The organism is Pseudomonas sp. H3_D04 (assembly GCF_054669175.1).
The window spans coordinates 2,595,908-2,615,212 of sequence record NZ_CP162801.1; the positions used below are offsets into that span (position 1 = coordinate 2,595,908).

Sequence of the window (19,305 nt, forward strand, 5' to 3'; positions counted from 1 at the left end):
TGTGCTTGTCGAGGTATCAGAACCCGTCTCGGCAGCAAACTAGCGGAGCCCATTTTGCCGAAGGAGGGCGCAGATAAGGGATTTCGGAAGAACTTCACCACGGTGCTGGAGCATAAACTCCAATAATGAAAACTCTTTCGCCGTTAGGTCGATCCGTTTCCCTCCTCGAAACGCCTGATGCTTGAGTAGGTCAAGCTCAAGATCACCGATTACTAAATGGGGCTGACTGGATGGAGGGTCTGCTCTATGCAGCAAGACTCGGACTCTAGCAAGTAGCTCGGGGAACGCAAAAGGCTTGACCATGTAGTCATCAGCACCCAGATCCAATACTTTAACTCGGTCTTCTACGCCATCGCGAGCTGAGAGGAACAACACTCGCATACTTGCGCCTGCGGCCCGGATCTTTGTCAGGACGTCCCAACCGTTGAGCACCGCCATTAATAGGCTTTTTTGCTATCGTTGCATTAAATTGAGTGATCACAAAGGGATAAGAAATGGCGATTCCAATGTGGCAAGGTCAAGTCGCGCTGGTCAGCGGTGCGGGCAGTGAAAGTGGTATTGGACTCGCAATCGCCCGACGTTTGGGCCGCGAAGGCGCGCGAGTCTTGATCACTGCCAGCAGTGCGCGAATTCAGCAACGTGTCGCCGAGTTGCAGGCTGAAGGTATAGACGCTCGGGCGATGGCAGCCGACCTGACTGACGAATTGCAAGTCAAAGCGCTGACCGATTGGGCTCATGAGCAGTTCGGCCATATCGACATTTTGGTCAATAACGCCGGCATGGCTATGGTCGGCAGCCCGGAACCCTTCGTCGAAGTGGCGGACATGGATTTAGCGACCTGGAATCTATCTCTGGCGCGCAACCTGACTACCGCTTTTTTGCTGACTCGTGCGGTGTTACCTGGGATGAAGACGCGCGGTTACGGACGTATCGTCCACATTAGTTCGACGTCCGGTACACGCGGAAGCAATCCAGGTGAGTCGGCTTACAGTGCGGCAAAAGCAGCAATGCTGGGGATGAATATGGCCCTGGCGCTGGAAGTCGGTAAACGGGGCATCACCGTCAACAGTGTTGCACCAGGCTGGATTGATACGGGAGCATTGACCGAAGAAGAAAGCCGCGCGGGTACCTACACTCCGATCGGTCGCGCCGGTCGTCCAGAAGAGGTTGCCGCTGCAGTGGCGTTTTTGGCGTCTCCGGAAGCCAGCTATATCACCGGTGAAGTGCTGGTGGTGGATGGCGGTAATTGTCTGATCGAAAACAAGGCGCCCTGACGTTAGCTTGGACTGCTGTCTTTTAGTGAGCCTACTATTTAACGAAGAAATCAAACGCGCAGATACTTGCTAGCCTTAAGCCGGATGCTAGCTCCGCCAGCGTTGAAATAGTGACTCAGGTTGAGCGATTACTTTCAGGTGCTTCCATACCAGAACATCCGTGCAGCCCAGCCATCCTTAAGCACCACGTTTGTCTTTCGATGACGTAGGGCATCGGCATACACCAAACTCGGCCGAAGGCCGGGCCATTGGCATCTCGCCGGATAGCTGGAATGGGCCATGATCTTGTGCACCATCTGATTACGATTACGGCAGTGCACAAATTATGGCGGATGATTGCGAGGGTGGGGGTGGTACGTTGCTTGAGAGTTCACCAGTCCCTGGTTCAGAAACAGAGACGTTTTTACGGGTGGATACTGGATCGTTAACCATCAAGTGCGGATTCATCTAGGTTTTAGATTGTAATAGAGCCAGCTGGGTCTTCAGCTGTGCGACTTCAGCTTCCAGTTCACGCACTCGCTCCTTGGCCTCAACTTCGACGCTGACGTCCTTCTGGATACCGATGAAGTAGGTGAGTTGATCTGTGTCGTTGAACACTGGGGTGATCGACAGCTCGTTCCAGAAGGCGCTGCCGTCCTTGCGATAGTTGCGAATGACTTGGCGGCAGGGGAGCATGTTCCTTATCGCCTCGCGGATTACTGTCAAACCAGCTTGATTACGGTCATCACCCTGCAGGAAGCGGCAGTCCTGGTACAGGATGTCGTCAACGCTGTACCCCGTTAGGCGCTGAAAGGCGGGGTTGGCATAGATCAGGATGTTTTCGTCGCCTTCCTGCTCTGCTACCACGATGCCGTCGTTGGATGCTTCAACCACCAGTTTCAGCAGTTCTGCGTCGATCATTTTCAGAGCCCCAGTGAGTGACATCTCATTTTTAGCGGTTACCCGCCATACACGCAGTAATCAGTATAACCCTCGGCATTACCGCCATACACTGTGGCTGAGTTTAGAGGGGGCAGCGGCCAATCGTTCGAGATTCTGGCTGGCAGATCCGGGTTGGCCATGAACGTACGGCCAAAAGCGACAAGGTCGGCCAGTCCTGAATCCAGCAACTGCGTAGCGCTTTGTGCAGTGTAACGACCGGCGTAGATGTTCGCACCGCTGAAAGAACTACGGACTGCGCGACGGAACGATTCCGGCATCCGTGGTGCATTATCCCAGTCCGATTCGGCGATGGAGAGGTATCTCAGCATGGGTTATACGGGGGGATGAGTGGCCCGCTATTCATGTTCAAGGATCAGAAAGGCACTGTTACCGGCATCACACCTGTAACGTGAACCAAGCCTAAGGCGTGAACGTGGTCATCGCTGAAGGTTTTGATGCCCAAAAGTTAAGCGACAGTGCCGCCCTTTTGAGTAGGGGCGGCTGTCTTCACCTTCGGGCGGTATCCTTTGGTATCGCTTTACGATCAATTTCCTCGGTATGTGGAGAAACCGTAAGGGCTCAGAAGCAACGGGATGTGATAGTGAGGAACGGTACCGTCCACCTCAAAAATGACGGGTACCTCCGGAAAGAAGCTGGACGTTTTGTGCGACTTGAACCACTCACCAGTCTTGAAGGTGACACGGTAGGTACCTTTCTCCAGACCCCGACCTTGCGGATACAGCCCGGTGATACGACCTTGCTCGTTGGTAGCCGCGCTGTTGAGCATGTCCCAGTTTTTCCCATCCTGTTTTTCCAACGTGACATTGACTCCAGGGGAGGGCAGACCATCCTGCAAGTTGAGTACATGCACGCTCAACGGATTTGTTGCCGCTGATGCAAGGGCTGAAAGGGCACTCAATACAGCGCCAGCGAAGATACTTTTCAATACAGTCATGGTGATGTCCTTAGTTTTTAACGGCAGGTAAAACTTTGTTGATAGCGACCTCTGCGCAACCTTCATCGTGTGTTGCGCCCCCCGCACCAGCCACCCCAATGGCGCCGATGACCTGACCATCGAATTTCAATGGCACGCCTCCACCGAGCAGTAACAACTCATCGAGGGTGTTGAGGTTTTCAGCATCTGGATTAGCGCGAGCGCGCTCAGCTAACAACCGCGTCGAAGTCTTGGTCGACAGGGCGGTATAGGCTTTGCGTTGCGCGGCTAACGTGTTGTGCGGGCCGACATTGTCATCGCGTTGCACGGCAACCAGATTGCCGCCACGGTCGACAACTGCGGCGACGGCTGTGCGGCCATCGGCATGACAGGCGGTCAGCGCGGCCGTTAGCAAATCGTTGGCCATTGCAAGTGACACGTCCTGGCGCTGCGCAACCTGATCCGGAGCTGCAACGGCGAACGCAGAGTTCATTGCGAGTGTGATCAGCAATGAAGTCGATAGGCTTGTACGCATGCTGTTTCCTTGGTTGGTTGGTTGAGTCTGTCTGGGTCATTGCCAGACATCATGACCAGCCCGCTCCGTCAGAATGATTACCTCCTGATTACCAATATGTAATGTGAGAAATCAGCGAAGCGGGCTAGCCTGTGCGCCAGTCCTGGAGGAAAAAATGCGTATCCTGGTGGTTGAAGATGAAACGAAAATGGCGGATTACCTGCGCAAAGCCCTGACTGAATCGGGCTATTCGGTAGAGATCGCTCTTGACGGCCTCGATGGCCAGCATTTGGCACAGGAGAGTGAGTTCGATCTGATCATTCTGGATGTCATGTTGCCGGGGTTGGACGGCTGGCAATTGCTGCAAATCATCCGGCGTAAGTGGCAGACCCCGGTACTGTTTCTTACCGCACGTGATTCGGTTGATGATCGGGTCAAAGGGCTGGAGTTGGGGGCTGATGATTATCTGGTGAAACCCTTTTCCTATGCCGAGTTGTTGGCACGCGTACGCACTTTGCTGCGCCGTGGCCCGCCTCGCGAGGTGGAGCATTTTGTGGCTGGCGACCTAAGTCTGGACTTGTTGCGACGCAAGGTAACGCGCAACGGAGAGCGCCTCACCCTGACCAATAAGGAGTTCGCCCTACTGCACTTGCTGCTTAGTCGTGAAGGGGAGGTGCTATCGCGTTCGTTGATTGCCTCACAGATCTGGCAAATGAACTTTGACAGTGACACTAATGTGGTCGATGTCGCCATCCGCCGACTGCGCGCCAAGGTTGATGATCCTTACCCGCTGAAATTGATCCACACAGTCCGTGGTATCGGTTACATGCTCGAGGTGCAATCTTGACTCTGTTTCCGCGCACTCTGAGCCTGCGCCTGGCGATCATGTTCGCATTGGTCAGCGCACTGTTATTGGGCTCCATCGGTTTTTATCTTTATCAATCGTTACAGCGAGAGATTGCGTGGCGCGACGACCAGGCCCTGCTGGGACGCCTGGAGCGAATGCAAGCATTGATCAGCGATAGCGACAGCATCGAGCAACTGCGAGGTCGGCCCAAGCTCTACGAAAACATGTTGGGCAATCGCGACAGTCTGCTATGGATTGTCGATGACACCGGCAAGGTGTTGATCGAAATCAACCCGGTGGGTATGACTTTTCCAAAGTTGCCGGCTGCCCCCCAGGCGCGCCTTGTTGAGGATCACTCTTCCGAGGCTGTGCGGCTTGCCTGGCAGGATGTCATACAAGGTGATCGCGGCTTGACCTTGATCGCTGGCAAGTTGTTGGGTGAGCGCGAGCAGATGCTGGGGGTTTACCGACTCAGGCTTTGGCTGGCCATGTCAGTCGGAGCGCTATTGGCTTTTGGATTCGGTTGGTGGGTTAGTCAACGAGGCCTGCACCCTGTGCGCCTGCTGGCCAAGCGCGCGGCCGCTATCGATGTGCAGCATCTGCATCTGCGGCTGGATGAGTTCAGTGAGCTGAATGAACTCAAACCGCTCTGTAATGCCCTCAACCAGATGCTTGCACGTCTTGAGGACGGATTCGCCCAGCTTTCACGTTTCTCGGAAGACCTCGCCCATGAGATGCGAACCCCACTAGGCAACCTGATGGGACATACCCAACAAACTCTGAGGCGCAGTCGCTCTATAGAGGACTATCAGAACCTGCTGGTTTCCAATCAGGAAGAGTATGAAAGGCTGGCCCGCATGATCGACAGCATGCTGTTCCTCGCTCGCACCGAGCAACCAAACGCTTGCGTAAAATTCGAGCAAATCAACCTGCACGATCTGATCGAGCAGCTCTGTGAGTATTTCGAAGGGGTAGCGCAAGAACGAGATGTACAGCTGATAAACCAGGCCCAGGATCAATTGCTGGGTGATCCAGGCTTGATCCGTCGAGCACTTGCTAACTTGCTGGCGAATGCGCTGCGCTACGCAACTCCTACCTCTGCAGTGACGATCAGCAGCAGGGTTTTGGAGCACCGTCTCGACATCACTGTGCACAACCACGGCGAGCCGATTGCGGCAGAACATCTTCCACGATTGTTTGAGCGTTTTTACCGGTGTGACCCATCACGCAATCAACCCGACGATTCCGGAGGGCTGGGATTGGCCATCGTTCGTTCGATTATGCAACTGCATGGCGGACGTATAACCGTTGATAGCACTGACGCAGGTACGAGCTTTCACTTGGAGTTTCCCCTTATAAACGCCTGAGCTCGAACCGAAGGTATTGCACACGACACAGCGAATACTGGCAAATTGCCCTATAGTGAGTTTCGTTGCGGTGGTGACCATCTAGGAAGCAGCAAATGGGGCTCGAAAATTTTTCTTTCGAGCACATGCGAAAGGGGTAGCCGCAGTGCAGAGCAGAAATCGTATCGGATCTGATTCCTTGGGAGTTGTTTTCAATGCTCAGCGACCTTCAAATCGGCATTTATCGGTCGTTCACCCGCGATCTCTTTTAGCTTCAACGGTGCTTGCCAAGGCTCGGCTCTCGCTCTGCGCTTTGGAAAAGTTAAAGTGATGCTTACTAGGCGGCGCAGCTCCCTGGCAGGTTTCATTTTCCTCGCTGTCGGATTGGTTGTTTTTTCAGCTCTGTTACTGCTGAAGTCTGAGACTGAACGTAGAGAAAAGCGTTTCTCGGAATACGTACAAAATATTTCCGGCATCGTGCGCAATCAGCTTGATACTAATGAGGCTGTGCTGGCGGGTTTCTCGGCATTTCTTCAAGCCGTCGATCAGAGCGATACGGAAGCTGCGGCCCGGTATGCAGCCGTCGTTTTAGCCGCTTACCCTCATATTTATATGCTTGAGGCGGCGCGGGCGGTACCCATCGCCGAACAGGCGGCTTTTGAAGATCTGTTGCGCCGTACTTGGCGACCAGACTTTCAACTCAAGGATTTTCCGAGTCTCACTCACCAACCTGCGCAACATCAGGTCTATCTCAATGAGACTTGGCCTGTATTGTTCATGTACCCCTTACTCCCTGAATCGAGTTCGATCTATGGCGTCAAGCTAGAAACCGTCGCCTATCTCTCCTATGCGTTGGCTCGAACACACAATAATCAGAAGCCGGTCGTATCGCCTGTTTTCTCAATGTATGAGGGGGGGAACGCTTACATTCTGATGCAGTCAGTCATTCGTCCTGAACAGGATCGAGGGAACACTCGCCCCAATTTCTTTGGCAGCACGATGGTGTCTTTGCTTTTGATCAAGACGGACTCGCTACAGGAGGCTGTGAGTTATGCGAACGTAGATCCCCTGGTTCGCGTCAGTGCTGTCCTGAAAACCGCTGCAGGATCTGAAAGCAATGTTTTTTCAACGCAGACCGAGCAAGCCTGTATCTTGGATCGCTTCCTATTACCGGCGCTATCTGACCGAGTCGAGATCAGGAATGTTTCACAACCGATGATCTTGTTGTTTGAGCGTCAGTTGCGATTGGGGGATATTCTGACCGCGGAAACATTGATCATCCTTGCGGTTCTCGCGGGGGCATTCGTGCTTGTGCCTGTGGTATTGATTCGGCATTTCAACGCGATCGAAAGAGCAGAGGTTGAACACGAACGCTCGGCTTATCTCGCAACTCATGACGTGCTCACCCAACTGCCTAATCGCTACCTTTTCGCCGATCGATTTGATCAGGCCTTCTCCGATTGGAAAGTGAACGGGGTTCCATTTGCCGTGCTGTTGATCGACCTGGATCACTTCAAGGATATCAACGATAAGTACGGCCATGAGGTCGGCGATCAGGTTCTCCGAGCGGTCGCAAATCGCATGCTTCAAGCCACTCGCTCGTGTGACACCATCGCACGCTACGGCGGGGATGAATTCGTGATTCTGGTTACAGGCATTACCCACACCGAGAGTGCGGAACTGAAGGCGGCGAGGGTGCTCGAAACCATCGCGCAGACAGTCGTGACCAGTGCAGGAGAGCTTTCAATATCGTGCAGTATTGGCGTCTCGCTGTGTCCTACCCATGGCAAGAGTCTCGATACATTGCTTAAGGCGGCGGATCAGGCCATGTATGGCGTTAAACAACTGGGGCGAAAAGGAGTCGCGATGACTGAGTCCCCGGAAGCTTGAGATGCTCACTAGCACCGCTAGTCGCTTAGTCAGGCAAGGATCCATCGGATGTAAATTTACTTTAGCGTCCCGTTGGCCTCGATGCGGCATTGGCCTTCGTCATATTTAAACTCGCAGCACGCCCCCCTAGAACAAAACGGGAACCCAACAAAGCGTCAGTTTTTATTTGCGCGTTACTGACTTAGAGGCGGCTTTGCCTTTTGCGGTCTTTCTTCGGTAGCGATCTTGCGTCTAGGATATTCCGGCTCATTTAATCGCTAAGTTCGGCAACAAAGACCCAGGGAGCCTGTCAGGTTCTGTTAGAAATGCTCTGAATACAGATATCATTTCTGCATATCGGCATTCCGACTTCCGATGCGGCCTATCAGGTTGAAATACCTTGAAATCCTTACGTGATTGAGCCCCCCCGCGTCTCTCTAAGTTTGATTTCGCAATGCCGGGCCCCTCCGACAGCTACGCCGTAACCGTCCGCCAAACACACCTTCCCGACTCCGGCACTCAGGGTAATGATGCCAAATCAATCCAAAGTGGACACCTAAAATGCCCGTACCGGCGCAGTCGAATTAGTTTTGGCCAAGGTCAGTTACCCCACCACGCGTCGCGAGGCGTGTTTGCCTGCGATAAAAGGCGTGAATTGCCCATACCACCCCGACCAATAGCAACCCTGTCCCAAGCGCTTCCATAGGAGAGGGCCAGCGTTGGTTGATCAGCAGGCCCATCGTAGTTGCATAAATGGTTCCGCTGGCGATCAATTGCCCGCTGAGCGCCAGAGGTAGACGTCGAGTTGCAATTGACCATGCCCAGGCACCCGCAAGGGTAGCCCCTAACCCCTGAATCAACCCACAGACTAATAGCGCCTGAGTACCTGCTAACCCGCTCGGATGGCTAGCGAAGTGGGACAGGTTCAAGTGCAGACCAACGGGTATGAACGCCAGCATCTCGACGCTGCACATGAAGATCAACATGGCTGACCACAACATGGGGGACATGCTTGGGCGCTGAGCCAAAGCACTTTCATTTAACAATCCAAAGCCCGTCCAAAATCCAATTGCCATTAACGATGCGAGCAGCCCCAGCAGTATCGAATGGGTCGGGAGCACCACCTTTGCGGCGCTAAAATCAAACACGCTCAAGTTGACCAAACTTATGCCCAATGCCGCCACCAGCAGCGGCCCGGCAATGGCGCGCCAGGGCACGCTGGAGCTTCGCATGTTGCCGGCGATCGCAAGCACAATCGGTACTGACCCCATCATCACCGGAGGGATCACCGGCCCAGCTGCCAAGACCGCAGTGGTGATCAGGAAGAAGTAGCCGATGTATCCCAAGAAGCCCAGCAGTGCGGCACAGGCCCAGTCGCTCAGTCGCAATTGCCGAACTTCGCTGCGGTAAACAAACAGCACAAGCAGGCTACCTAAACCAGCAAAGGCATAGCTCACCACAGCCAGATCAAAAAGGCTGTAATCGCCGACCAACCCCGGAAAGATGTAGAGCAGCGACCATGAAAAAGTGGCGGCAATGGCCGCCAATAGGCCTAGGGTCATACGCTCTGCTCCTGTTGGGCCTGCTTCCGGATCCAGCAATGAGCTACGTGTCGGGCAGTGTCGAATACCCTGACGTCCTGGCCCATGGCGCCGCTGACAAAACTGCCCTCCAGCAAGATAAACAGCCCCTCAGCAACTACGTCAGGGTCACTTATACCGGCGCTCACGGCCAAGGTAGTGAGATTGTCGCGTATCCCTTGCTTATGCCTGCTCACTGCTAAATGCACAGGGTGGCTAAACTGGGGGAATTCGGCCGCACTGTTGACGAACAGGCACCCGCGTTCGCTGTCTTGTAAAAGAAAGCGTTGATACAAATCGAAAAAAGCGAGCATGCCACTGACCGGGTCAGGATGCCCTGCCAAGGTGCGCTCTACCTCTTCACGCCAGCGTCGGTCGCGCTCCTCAAGGCAAGCCACTATCAGCGCATCCTTGGAGGGGAAATGGCTGTAGAGCGTCATCTTGGTAACACCTGCCATCGCGGCGATGGCCATCACACCAGTAATGTATATACCTTGTGAAAGAAACAGCTTCAGCGCTGACTCAATCAAGCGTTCACGGGTATTGTCCAATTTAAGGCACTCCGGCATAGGGACGGAGCTAACTATACTGACCGGTAAGATTGGGGTGCATCCAAATACGACCTGAATCATGGCCGTTACGACGCAGACCGCAGTATGCAAACGCAGCAGTGAATCGCAGGATTTGGCCAGCCAGGACGTTCGTTACGCTAACTAAACGCACCCGAGTGGTTAACGCATACGCTCTTGCCTCTGGTATGTGACGGGAATCGATCCACGGGTAAGGATGTGCATTTATGGGGCTAGTTGTAGAGGTCGGCAAATCGCCAATAACATCATCTTTGAAGCCGATTACGCTTGCAGCGACGTTTGAGGGCTTGCCTATTACACCGGATAAATTACCGAAGCTGGAACAAGCCCGTTTTCTGGCAATTCAGTACCACGATGCTATCTTTTAACGGCTTCCAACCGAAATGGAGTTCTATGAAATGGCTAGTCGTCTTCAAGAAACCGATCGCTTCGAAGCAATAGGTAAGTCTGGACGGCAATACACGATTGTTGAATCAACGAGCCAGTCGTCACGAGACGCCATGATTGGCGATGAATCAAAGTGGGTTAACGGATCATCATATTTGCGCGCGATAGATTTTGGGCCGGTCAGTCAAATCAGCGATTCCGAGTTTATAATTTTTCTCACCGGAGAAAAAGTTAGGAGGCTTAAATGAGCGCATTGCAATATTCCGATTACCAAATCAAGTAAAGCAAACCGAGCTTGTTAGATCGCGGATCTGAGTAGTTGCTAGAATATTAAGGTCTACGGTAAGACGCAATTAATGCCACTGACGCTTTATTTCCTGCCACTGCTCGTCTGCCAGCCATTTATCTGCCAACGGAAAGAAAATATTTTCCTCCGAGTCCATATGATCGAAATATTTTTTGATAAAGTCATCGATAGTATCAGCAATTACTCTCGTTTCCTGAGTTGTGTCCTCCAACATCTTCAGCTGTCCAGCAATGCGCCCAAATGCTTGATGATCTCGCTCGATATCCTTGACCCGTTGGTGGATCGGCGCCTCAGTCGCTAGCAATGCCAGCCTAATAAGTTCTTCATTTTCATGGTGTTGTCGTTCTGCATCACCATGCATGGCTTCCAGCATCTTGAACAACAGCTTGCAGTCATCAGCACCATCGGATTCGGATTCATGCCTCATCTTCCTCAGCAACTCTTTGATCTGATTGATTTTTATAGCGACCTCATGATGATATGCCTGAAGTTCTTTCAACAAGACGTTCATATCAAAACCTCTAAACGACACCAAACCGTCACGGCGAAATATTTCTTAACCCGCGACCTCCAAGGCAAACAATTTTTTAAATCTCCATATTTATCAATGCCTTGTTAGCCGAGCTCACCAGCATGATTTAACATTATTAGTATAGGCGAGCACAGAGTTCGCGCTTTGTCTCGCTGAAAGGAGGTCTGTAAACATCTTAAACTCGCCGCAGGGCAGGGAGCCTTGGACGACCAGGCAAAGCACAGCTGGCGCGGTTTCCCTATTAATTTTGGTTTCAAGAATCTGTTCATTGCATTGGAACGCTTTAAAAACCCGATCACTAAGAACTGAAGACTGGAAGGGTTCTAGGGTGCGGTCGACTTGGTAAATGCAGGCACTGAGCATGATCTCAAGGATGCGAAACTCCTCATATGCCGTCGCCTCCTTGCCCGCAAAGCAATGGGCAATGATCCAATTCTACAAAGCGATTCATTACGCTGACCCCAGCTTCGGATCGCCATCAATCTCGCCCAAGCGGGGCTTTTGGGCCTACAGTCTTGAGTGTCGCTCACTGCAAGGAATACAAATGAACGTGTTGCCTTCAACCTCTCCGCCAAAGCACGTCAGCCTGCTGGGTTATGGCGGTCTGTTGCCGTTTATTTTTCTGGCGCTACTGATCCCGTTCTCTCTCGACTATCGGTCGTTGTTTACGATTGCGCTTGTTAACTATGGCGCAGTCATCCTGAGCTTTGTCGGCGCCTTACACTGGGGCTTCGCCATGACCGTGCAAGACATGAGCGCCGAGCAGGGCAGAGACCGGTTCATCTGGAGTGTCATTCCTGCGCTTGTTGCTTGGATTGCCACGTTACTGCCAATGCCATTGGGTTGCTTGCTGTTGGTCATCGGCTTTGTTGCCCACCTCCGGCAGGACAGGCAGCTGTTGCGGGTTACGAGCTTGCCCGCTTGGTACTTGCCGATGCGATTACGGCTTACCTTCGTGGCGAGCGTCTGCTTGCTGCTTGCCGCGATCGTTGAGGCGCTTCATTCATGAAGCCTCGTGAGCCCGGTTCGTTGCCCGTGCCTGGCAGCCGCTTATCGCGGTTGATGCGTTTTGGCAGTTTGGCCTCGGGCGTCGCGGGCGGCATGCTAGCCGAAGGCGCTCGGCAGTGGGTTCAGGGCAAACGTCCGGCGCTCAGCGAACTTCTGTTGACGTCGGGCAATGTGCATCGGGTGGTCGAGCAACTGTCGCAACTGCGTGGCGCCGCCATGAAGGTTGGCCAGTTGTTATCGATGGACACAGGTGATTTGTTGCCGCGCGAGTTCAGCGAAATCCTTTCTCGTCTGCGTTGCGACGCTCACCCTATGCCTATGAGCCAGTTGGTGGCAGTCCTCAACGGAAGCTGGGGCAAGGGGTGGGAAGAGCGCTTCGAACGGTTTTCCTTCACGCCATTGGCGGCAGCGTCCATCGGCCAGGTTCATGCTGCGAAAGATAAGGACGGCCAACGCCTGGCGATCAAGGTGCAATACCCTGGCGTGCGCGAGAGTATTTCCAGCGATGTGGATAACGTTGCTACCTTGCTGCGCATGTCCGGGATGCTGCCTAAAGGCATGGACATCGGCCCATTGCTCCAAGAGGCCAAGCGTCAGCTACAGGATGAAGCGGATTACATGAAAGAAACCGAGCACCTACAGCGCTTTGATCAACTGTTGGCGGACAGTCCTGACTTTCTGGTTCCTCGTGCGTATGCCCAGTTCAGCACGCCAAATATTTTGGTGATGTCCTTCGTTGATGGAGTAGCGGTGGAGTCACTAGAGCACGCGCCGCAGGCAGAGCGCGACCGGATCATCATGTTGCTATTCGGCCTGTTTCTGCGCGAGGTGTTTGAGTTCCAGTGCGTGCAGACCGACCCTAACTTTGCCAATTACCGTTATCAGCAAGACTCCGGCCGGATGGTATTGTTGGACTTCGGCGCCACGCGACTTTATGACCGCAACACTACCGAGGCTTATCGCCGCTTGTTGATTGCAGGCCTGCATGAAGACCGTGCCGCCATCACCAATGCCGCGCTGGACGTCGGCTACTTTCAGCCTGAAACGCTGCCCAAACACCGAGCGGTGCTCACTGATCTCATTACACAGGCCTGCGAGCCACTGAGGCATCAAGGTACCTATGACTTTGCGACGTCTGACCTGGCCGTACGCCTACGTGATACCGGTTGGGAACTAGGTGCCGACCGCGACTTCTGGCACACGCCACCTGTGGATGTACTATTTCTTCATCGCAAGGTGGGAGGTTTGTACCTGTTGGCCGCGAAGCTGAAGGCGCGGGTGAATGTCCGGAGGCTGTTCGAGCCTTACGTGATGTGAGCGCTTTATGGACGATTAATGCTCGCCCTGGGTACCACTACTGCTTAACCAGGCCTTTACATAATTCTCGGCCCGCAAGTACCTGATCTCTGATTCAATTGGCGATTTGCTGGGCTGCGGAGCTATAGCTACATCGGCTATCGCTCATTCGGGCTTAAGCCGGCTCGACCCAAAGTATTCATATGCCCTGAGCGATTCACTCCGCAGTTGGCCTGCCACGATTGATTCGCGAAGCGCATTGCAGCTGTCTCATTTCTCCTGGGCGTTACCAAGCTGCCTGCTATTCCATGCTTCCGTGAGCTCGTCTATCAGATCCGTGATTTGAGGCTTTTTTGATAGGACAAGGCAGCGCGTATTGCCAACAAATTCTTCTATCAAATACACAGCGTCGCCGACATCCAGTTCCAATTCCTGCAGCGCTTCGTCCGGAATTCGAATAGCGCCGTCACCATCCCATTCTTCAATGATGACCTTCAAAGGGGGCTTTCTCACGTGTGGTCTCCATTGGTTCTAATTCTGAAGCCGTCCAATGCCTTTAGATTCACTGCGGCGTGTTTTACAGATCTGGATAATCGTCCAGCCTAAGGCTAGGAGCCCCCGTCTCCTGAGACTCACGCTTAGGCGTATGTATCACTCCGGCTTCGGCATCTGCACGCATTTGCTCTAACTCTTTGTGAAAAGCCTTGTCCTGAACCGTGGGCTTACTGGTGTATGGCTTCCGTTCGGGTTCAGGCTGTGCTGCATAAGTCGTTACCGCATCAGGGTCGTGCTGTAGCTTTTCTTGAACTTGCGATTCGAGCATTGCACGTAGCGCATCTTTGTCGGGTCGAGTCAGCAATTTGTCACTCCTATGAGGAAACCAGGCACCCAGTAATCGACTAGGCCAGTGGCCGGTTGGGGAACATCCAATCGATCGTGTCGAAAATTTGGGCTGCAGATACAGCCACAGGATTTCAGGTCGAAGAGAGGAGGCGGATCATCAATTTCTTCCAACACGGCGATCGTGTGAAATTGGGAACATGCCAGGGATGATTCCGTACTCGATCTTATCGGTCGACTGGAGAGGGGAGTGCGACCGTGCCTGGCTCAGGCTTGGCTGATTCATGTAGATACCTTTGCAGGCTTCGATTGCTTGCCGTGCAGAAAGGCTTCCAGTGAATCGTCCATCGCATCCATCCACGGCGTGTGATGCACGGGCGCCATGGTGCCGGTCAGCGTGGAGCGGTAGCTTTTGTTGCGATAGCCGAGGATGTCCGCTTCTTTGTCATGCTCCCACTCCTTGAAGATATCAGCCACGGCGAGAACATCGAAAGGCGGGTAATCGGTGGGCTCAAGCAGGTCGAGTATGTAGGCGGCTTGATAGTCGATGGCTTCAAAGGGATCGGCCACTTGCTCTTCGCGAGCCACCCATTCACGGCTGTCGCTGACCATGGCTTGCTCTACTGGTAGCGTGATGCGGCCAAGCATAATGTCCCGGGCATACCAGGCCTGGGCATCGAACATGTTGAACGTGTAGTACTGATCCTGCATGCCGAGGAACATCAGCTTCGGATTGGCCAAAGACACGATGCCTTTGTACAAGCCTTCCGGGTAGAGCCGGTTGCGCGTGGTCAGCGTCAACTCGTTGGGCATGAACGGGAAGTGATGCTGATACCCGGTGCACAGGATGATCGCGTCGACCTCTTTGCTGGTGCCATCCTTAAAATGTGCGGTCTTGCCGACCACATGGGTGAGCAACGGTACTTCGGCAAAAGATTCCGGCCAATCAAAGCCCATAGGCTTGGTGCGATAGCTGAAAGTAACCGACTTGGCGCCGTACTTGTGGCACTGCGTGCCGATGTCTTCTGCGGAGTAGCTGCTGCCAACCAGCAGCAAATTTTTGCCTTGAAACTCGCATGCATCGCGGAAATCATGGGCGTGCAATACGCGACCGGGGAACTGCTCCAAGCCTTCGAAGTAGGGCGCGTTGGGGGTCGAGAAGTGCCCGGTGGCGACGATTACGTGATCGAATTCTTCGGTGATCAGTTGGTCTTGCTTGAGGTCGCGCACGGTGACCGCGAACTTGCCGGTGCTCTCGTCATAGGCAACCCAATGCACCGCTGTATTGAAACGGATGTGCTGTCGCACGTTGCTTTTGGCTACGCGGCCGATGATGTAGTCTCGCAACACGGCGCGTGGCGGGTAGGAAGGAATCGGCCGGCCGAAGTGTTCTTCGAAACTGTAATTGGCGAACTCCAGGCATTCCTTGGGGCCGTTTGACCAGAGATATCGGTACATGCTGCCATGGACGGGCTCGCCATACAGATCCAAACCGGTGCGCCAGGTGTAATTCCACAGACCGCCCCAGTCACTCTGCTTTTCGTAGCAAACGATCTCGGGGGATTCAGCGCCGTCGCAACGGGCAGCTTCAAAAGCACGTAATTGTGCCAAGCCGCTAGGGCCGGCGCCAAGAATGGCAACTCTAAAAGTCATAAAGACTCCTTTCTTCAGGCGGTTCATCGCGCGCGGGATCTTGGCCCTGACGACGACTGAGCGCGGAAAAGAGTGATGCTCGTACCGGCAACGGTCGGGCCATCAAGCTCTGTAGTGATGCGCACTAAAATCGGCTTTACCGATAGTGCAATGTGATGAAGGCAGCATCTGTCGCTGAAACAGAAGGCCGGAGGGTGGGCAGGCCACCAATGAAGCGAGGGTTCTCGAGAAAACGCTGGAAGGCAGCGTTCGATCCGGTCAAACAGGAGAAAAAATGCTTGAAACCGGTCAGAACGTTAACACACCCGACGTAGGGAGAAGCCTTTTTCCTGCAAATAACCATTGATGATGGTGAAGATCGCATGGGCCAACTTATGTATTTCCAGCAGGTGCCGGAAGGTCATGATCGTGGTGTCTTCGGAGTTAGACGCGCTGATGGTCAGGCATGCGAACTGACGTATTGGCGCGATTTCATATAGCGCTTCCTCCATCCTTCGAGCCACCGGCTCGGCTCAGTACGTCAGATGAATCCCAGTTGGTCATCGCACGAATCGCTTGAGTGACAGGCGACTCGCTATCACTTGCACTCAGAGAGCTCTGTCGGTGCGGGGTACAGCAGTGGTAGCTCGAAAGAACCTTTGGTAGAAGTTCCGCTCTGACACATCGTTTAACATAATATACATTATGCGTAATATCTTATATGGGGCTGGGGGGCTGTGGTGATCAGATTTGAAGGCAGGCTCAAAGGTTGTCCGGCTCCTGATCGGAATCCGGCAACTGCTCCAGCGGCGGCATTCCATAAAACACGATGAACATATCTTTGCTGCCCAGCTCACGATACCAGTGCACAACGTCCTCAATCAGTTCGTCCAAGACACCGATCAAAATATCGTCGTAACCTCCAGGAGCACCGGCTTCATATCGATAACGCGCATTGGTGAAAACTTCACGATCCTTCTCGATCCAATGCTCGTGACGATCAAGCCGAATATGCTGCCTGATCGGTTCAGGTATCGCGTGAAACAACGTAAGCAGATCGTGCTTATTTGGCCCTCTGTCTTTCCGATAAACCGGAATTCTGTCTGTCGCTTTCAAATGCTCATGCGCAGCTTTTATTGCTACCAGGTCTAGTTCGTAAGTTTCATTAACCTGGCCAAGGTTGCCATTGGGTTTTGACACGAAGCTTTTGAGCAGGATTTCCATGCCAATTGCAGCATTGATCTGCGCAATGTCCAGCATGTCATGGCCACGTCTAAGGTGCTTCGCAGCCTTCAAATAGCGATAAGCGCTTTCAACCATCCAGGGCGATAAATATGTCATTACAACAATCTTTTCACTCGTTTTCGTTCAGCTCTTAGAAGCCAAAGCCAGAAGCTTCACAACGCTGGAGCCCCTGATTTACTTGGCTTGTTACCGATTACACGTGTCTGCTTGAAGCTTTGAAAGATACCGTACATGATTGAAAGATAGCGACCAAGGAAGAACGACCCCTAGTTCATTTAATGCACTACCCTTCCCCATTAATAACGAATAATTATAACTAAGCTAAATGTCTATTTAGTTTAGTTATATTAATGTGGCGAAATCGCATAGATGATCGATGTGATGTTTTTTGAGCAGCCTGCCAGCTATCCGAACTAAATAACCTAAAAAATGGTAACTAAAAGCATGAAACTGTCTGGTTGTTTGCTTCTGTCACCCGCTACTCGCTCCGACTGCCAGTCCAGGTGTCCGCAACATCATCTGTCGGCTTGTCAGTAGTGATGAGCTTCTCGATGCCCCAGTCACCAGGCACATTCCAATCCTCGCCGAAAAGTTCGGCCGGGTGCATCGTACGGTCGGAACCATTGCCGCAGGCCAGGGACTTCGCCGGACAATAACGGTCGCACCCCCAACAAATCCGTTCGGGGTGCTTGGGGTTGATGGGGAAGTTCTTAGCCATGCCGATCTCCGGTCATTGGGAGGCGTTCTTCCAACCTATAGCCCTTACGCAAAGCCAGCCTTGATACACATCAAGAATCGACATCAGATGACTGCGCTCACCTCCTTCGCAATCCCGGGGCTAAGCTAACGCTTTAACAGACTTGGAGACGCCTCTCATGCTCAATAAAAATCCTTTCCCAAGCGGCCTATCAACTTGGGACGATCAAGATGCTGCAACATCTCTTGATGACAAAGCGTTTACCGCCCCGCCCGCCTTGACCAACGCTGAACTGGTTCATCTGCGTGTCCGAGTGATTGCCTTGGAAAACCTGGTCATCGCCCTGCTGGCCGATGGTTCGGAACACCAGCTCGCCGTTGCGCGCGAGATGGCCACCTACATATCCCCCAGACCCGGCTTTACCCAGCATCCGCTGACCATTCACGCAGCCGAACAGATGACCCACACCGTCGAGCGCGCCCAGCGATTTCGCCAGAGTGATGTGCCATCGGTTTAATTTCTCGAAACTTGATGCCAATCATTATTGTTCGCAGCAAAGCTTCCTAGACTCGGGCTCCTACTCGTCAATGCCCAGGAAGAAATTATGCGTACCCCCTTGTCGCTTTCGCTTGCCCTGCTCTTGCTCACACCGCTGGCTCACGCTAAGGAATACCCGATCGGTGAGCCACAGTTGTGTCCTGGGCTGGAAGTCGGGGCGGTGTATTTGCAGCCGATCGAGATGGCACCTGCCGGAATGATGCGGGCCACCGCGGATTCCGATGTGCATCTGGAAGCCGACATTCGCGCCACGGCGGACAATCGACAGGGCTTTCAGGAAGGCAGTTTCGTGCCTTACCTCAATGTCTCGTTCTATCTGAAAAAACAGGGCAGCGAGAACGAACTCAAAGGCGATTTCCACGCCATGGTCGCCAATGACGGCCCGCACTATGGCGACAATGTAAAGCTGCTCGGCCCAGGCAAATATCAGCTGACCTTCACCGTCCTGCCACCCGGCGGTCATGGGTCCCTTGGCCGTCATACCGATAAGGAAACCGGCGTAGCCCCCTGGTTTGAACGCTGCGAATTGCACTACGAGTTCATCTACGCCGGCATTGGTAAAAAAGGCGGCTATTGAATGAAGCGCCTGCAGATTGCCTGGCTGATGCTTGCCGGAGCAGTGGCGCCGTTCATGGCCTATGCCGAATTACCCAGCTATGAACTCAGCCTGCGCGATGGCCACTTCACTCCTGCCCTGTTGGAGGTTCCGGCCGGTCAGCGCTTCAAGATCATCCTGAGAAATATCGGCCAAGGCCCAGCCGAATTTGAGAGCACGCCGTTGCGGGTCGAAAAAGTCCTGTCGCCGGGCGTGACAACCTTTGTGGTCATTCACCCGCTCAGGCCCGGCCACTACCCCTTCTTCGACGAGTTCAATCCACAACTGCCCGAGGGCGGCATCCTCGCGAAATAACCCGTTCAAACACGGAGT

21 protein-coding genes and 3 pseudogenes are annotated in these 19,305 nt (G+C 53.4%); 10 read left to right on the forward strand and 14 right to left on the reverse strand.

The window, feature by feature from the left end; translation table 11 throughout:
- Nucleotides 1-66: 66 nt before the first annotated feature.
- Nucleotides 67-432, reverse strand: a pseudogene (locus AB4N91_RS12045) (response regulator); the annotation flags it as partial.
- A 62-nt stretch (nucleotides 433-494) separates the two neighbouring features.
- Between AB4N91_RS12045 and AB4N91_RS12050 the strand changes: the two are divergent.
- The gene (locus AB4N91_RS12050) at nucleotides 495-1,274 is read left to right on the forward strand and encodes an SDR family NAD(P)-dependent oxidoreductase (RefSeq protein WP_042932070.1); all 780 of its coding nucleotides are present in this window, start codon (nucleotides 495-497) and stop codon (nucleotides 1,272-1,274) included.
- A gap of 447 nt (nucleotides 1,275-1,721) precedes the next feature.
- On the opposite strand, the gene AB4N91_RS12055 is transcribed toward AB4N91_RS12050, so the two are convergent.
- From AB4N91_RS12055 to AB4N91_RS12070, 4 genes and pseudogenes are all read right to left on the reverse strand, one after another.
- A complete protein-coding gene (locus AB4N91_RS12055) occupies nucleotides 1,722-2,174 on the reverse strand; it encodes a PAS domain-containing protein (protein ID WP_010460270.1) in 453 nt (150 codons plus the stop codon).
- Nucleotides 2,175-2,212: 38 nt separating this feature from the next.
- Nucleotides 2,213-2,521 (reverse strand): annotated as a pseudogene (locus tag AB4N91_RS12060) (oxidoreductase); the annotation flags it as partial.
- Between the two features lie 218 nt (nucleotides 2,522-2,739).
- Nucleotides 2,740-3,150 (reverse strand): hydroxyisourate hydrolase, encoded by a 411-nt coding sequence (uraH, locus tag AB4N91_RS12065; RefSeq protein ID WP_077748458.1) that lies wholly within the window; start codon nucleotides 3,148-3,150, stop codon nucleotides 2,740-2,742.
- Between the two features lie 10 nt (nucleotides 3,151-3,160).
- Complete coding sequence (locus AB4N91_RS12070; RefSeq protein WP_077748457.1) at nucleotides 3,161-3,664, reverse strand: GlcG/HbpS family heme-binding protein; 504 nt, start codon at nucleotides 3,662-3,664, stop codon at nucleotides 3,161-3,163.
- Between the two features lie 154 nt (nucleotides 3,665-3,818).
- On the opposite strand from AB4N91_RS12070, the gene AB4N91_RS12075 reads away from it, so the two are divergent.
- The 3 genes from AB4N91_RS12075 (at nucleotide 3,819) to AB4N91_RS12085 (ending at nucleotide 7,726) form a co-directional block, all read left to right on the forward strand.
- Complete coding sequence (locus tag AB4N91_RS12075; RefSeq protein WP_077748456.1) at nucleotides 3,819-4,490, forward strand: heavy metal response regulator transcription factor; 672 nt, start codon at nucleotides 3,819-3,821, stop codon at nucleotides 4,488-4,490.
- Complete coding sequence (locus tag AB4N91_RS12080; protein WP_077748455.1) at nucleotides 4,487-5,857, forward strand: heavy metal sensor histidine kinase; 1,371 nt, start codon at nucleotides 4,487-4,489, stop codon at nucleotides 5,855-5,857. Before AB4N91_RS12075 ends, AB4N91_RS12080 begins: the two co-directional genes overlap by 4 nt.
- Before the next feature lie 309 nt (nucleotides 5,858-6,166).
- On the forward strand, nucleotides 6,167-7,726 hold the full coding sequence (locus tag AB4N91_RS12085) for a diguanylate cyclase domain-containing protein (protein ID WP_460112660.1): 1,560 nt from the start codon (nucleotides 6,167-6,169) through the stop codon (nucleotides 7,724-7,726).
- 563 nt (nucleotides 7,727-8,289) lie between these two features.
- On the opposite strand, the gene AB4N91_RS12090 is transcribed toward AB4N91_RS12085, so the two are convergent.
- Both AB4N91_RS12090 and AB4N91_RS12095 read right to left on the reverse strand, forming a co-directional pair.
- Nucleotides 8,290-9,267, reverse strand: coding sequence for a DMT family transporter (locus AB4N91_RS12090; protein WP_077748454.1), 978 nt, complete (start codon nucleotides 9,265-9,267; stop codon nucleotides 8,290-8,292).
- A complete protein-coding gene (locus AB4N91_RS12095; protein WP_460112488.1) occupies nucleotides 9,264-9,836 on the reverse strand; it encodes a TetR/AcrR family transcriptional regulator in 573 nt (190 codons plus the stop codon). Before AB4N91_RS12095 ends, AB4N91_RS12090 begins: the two co-directional genes overlap by 4 nt.
- A 437-nt stretch (nucleotides 9,837-10,273) precedes the next feature.
- Between AB4N91_RS12095 and AB4N91_RS12100 the strand changes: the two genes are divergently transcribed.
- On the forward strand, nucleotides 10,274-10,510 hold the full coding sequence (locus AB4N91_RS12100) for a hypothetical protein (RefSeq protein ID WP_077748452.1): 237 nt from the start codon (nucleotides 10,274-10,276) through the stop codon (nucleotides 10,508-10,510).
- A gap of 105 nt (nucleotides 10,511-10,615) precedes the next feature.
- On the opposite strand, the gene AB4N91_RS12105 is transcribed toward AB4N91_RS12100, so the two are convergent.
- On the reverse strand, nucleotides 10,616-11,080 hold the full coding sequence (locus AB4N91_RS12105; RefSeq protein ID WP_200668590.1) for a hemerythrin domain-containing protein: 465 nt from the start codon (nucleotides 11,078-11,080) through the stop codon (nucleotides 10,616-10,618).
- 565 nt (nucleotides 11,081-11,645) lie between these two features.
- Between AB4N91_RS12105 and AB4N91_RS12110 the strand changes: the two genes are divergently transcribed.
- The gene (locus AB4N91_RS12110; RefSeq protein WP_172790991.1) at nucleotides 11,646-12,110 is read left to right on the forward strand and encodes a DUF3429 domain-containing protein; all 465 of its coding nucleotides are present in this window, start codon (nucleotides 11,646-11,648) and stop codon (nucleotides 12,108-12,110) included.
- Nucleotides 12,107-13,426, forward strand: coding sequence for an ABC1 kinase family protein (locus AB4N91_RS12115; protein WP_077748450.1), 1,320 nt, complete (start codon nucleotides 12,107-12,109; stop codon nucleotides 13,424-13,426). The genes AB4N91_RS12110 and AB4N91_RS12115 overlap by 4 nt, the downstream gene beginning before the upstream one ends.
- Nucleotides 13,427-13,675: 249 nt before the next feature.
- On the opposite strand, the gene AB4N91_RS12120 is transcribed toward AB4N91_RS12115, so the two are convergent.
- From AB4N91_RS12120 to AB4N91_RS12145, 6 genes and pseudogenes are all read right to left on the reverse strand, one after another.
- The gene (locus tag AB4N91_RS12120) at nucleotides 13,676-13,918 is read right to left on the reverse strand and encodes an AbrB/MazE/SpoVT family DNA-binding domain-containing protein (protein WP_010460266.1); all 243 of its coding nucleotides are present in this window, start codon (nucleotides 13,916-13,918) and stop codon (nucleotides 13,676-13,678) included.
- Between the two features lie 64 nt (nucleotides 13,919-13,982).
- Nucleotides 13,983-14,264 carry a hypothetical protein gene (locus AB4N91_RS12125; RefSeq protein WP_010460264.1) on the reverse strand — a complete coding sequence of 94 codons (282 nt, stop codon included), beginning with the start codon at nucleotides 14,262-14,264 and terminating at the stop codon, nucleotides 13,983-13,985.
- Nucleotides 14,265-14,527: 263 nt separating this feature from the next.
- Nucleotides 14,528-15,898 (reverse strand): NAD(P)-binding domain-containing protein, encoded by a 1,371-nt coding sequence (locus AB4N91_RS12130; RefSeq protein WP_077748449.1) that lies wholly within the window; start codon nucleotides 15,896-15,898, stop codon nucleotides 14,528-14,530.
- 305 nt (nucleotides 15,899-16,203) lie between these two features.
- Nucleotides 16,204-16,389, reverse strand: a pseudogene (locus AB4N91_RS12135) (IS5/IS1182 family transposase); the annotation flags it as partial.
- A 250-nt stretch (nucleotides 16,390-16,639) separates the two neighbouring features.
- A complete protein-coding gene (locus tag AB4N91_RS12140) occupies nucleotides 16,640-17,218 on the reverse strand; it encodes a hypothetical protein (RefSeq protein ID WP_224795479.1) in 579 nt (192 codons plus the stop codon).
- A gap of 382 nt (nucleotides 17,219-17,600) precedes the next feature.
- Complete coding sequence (locus AB4N91_RS12145; RefSeq protein WP_077748447.1) at nucleotides 17,601-17,840, reverse strand: DUF3079 domain-containing protein; 240 nt, start codon at nucleotides 17,838-17,840, stop codon at nucleotides 17,601-17,603.
- Nucleotides 17,841-17,997: 157 nt separating this feature from the next.
- Between AB4N91_RS12145 and AB4N91_RS12150 the strand changes: the two genes are divergently transcribed.
- The 3 genes from AB4N91_RS12150 to AB4N91_RS12160 all read left to right on the forward strand — a co-directional run bounded on the left by AB4N91_RS12150 (nucleotide 17,998) and on the right by AB4N91_RS12160 (nucleotide 19,287).
- Nucleotides 17,998-18,336: a hypothetical protein gene (locus tag AB4N91_RS12150; protein ID WP_077748446.1), complete on the forward strand. Its 339-nt coding sequence runs from the start codon at nucleotides 17,998-18,000 to the stop codon at nucleotides 18,334-18,336.
- Nucleotides 18,337-18,423: 87 nt separating this feature from the next.
- Nucleotides 18,424-18,954 (forward strand): iron transporter, encoded by a 531-nt coding sequence (locus AB4N91_RS12155; RefSeq protein ID WP_010460253.1) that lies wholly within the window; start codon nucleotides 18,424-18,426, stop codon nucleotides 18,952-18,954.
- Entirely contained in the window at nucleotides 18,955-19,287 is a 333-nt protein-coding gene (locus AB4N91_RS12160; protein WP_010460251.1) for a cupredoxin domain-containing protein, read from the forward strand.
- Nucleotides 19,288-19,305: the final 18 nt, after the last annotated feature.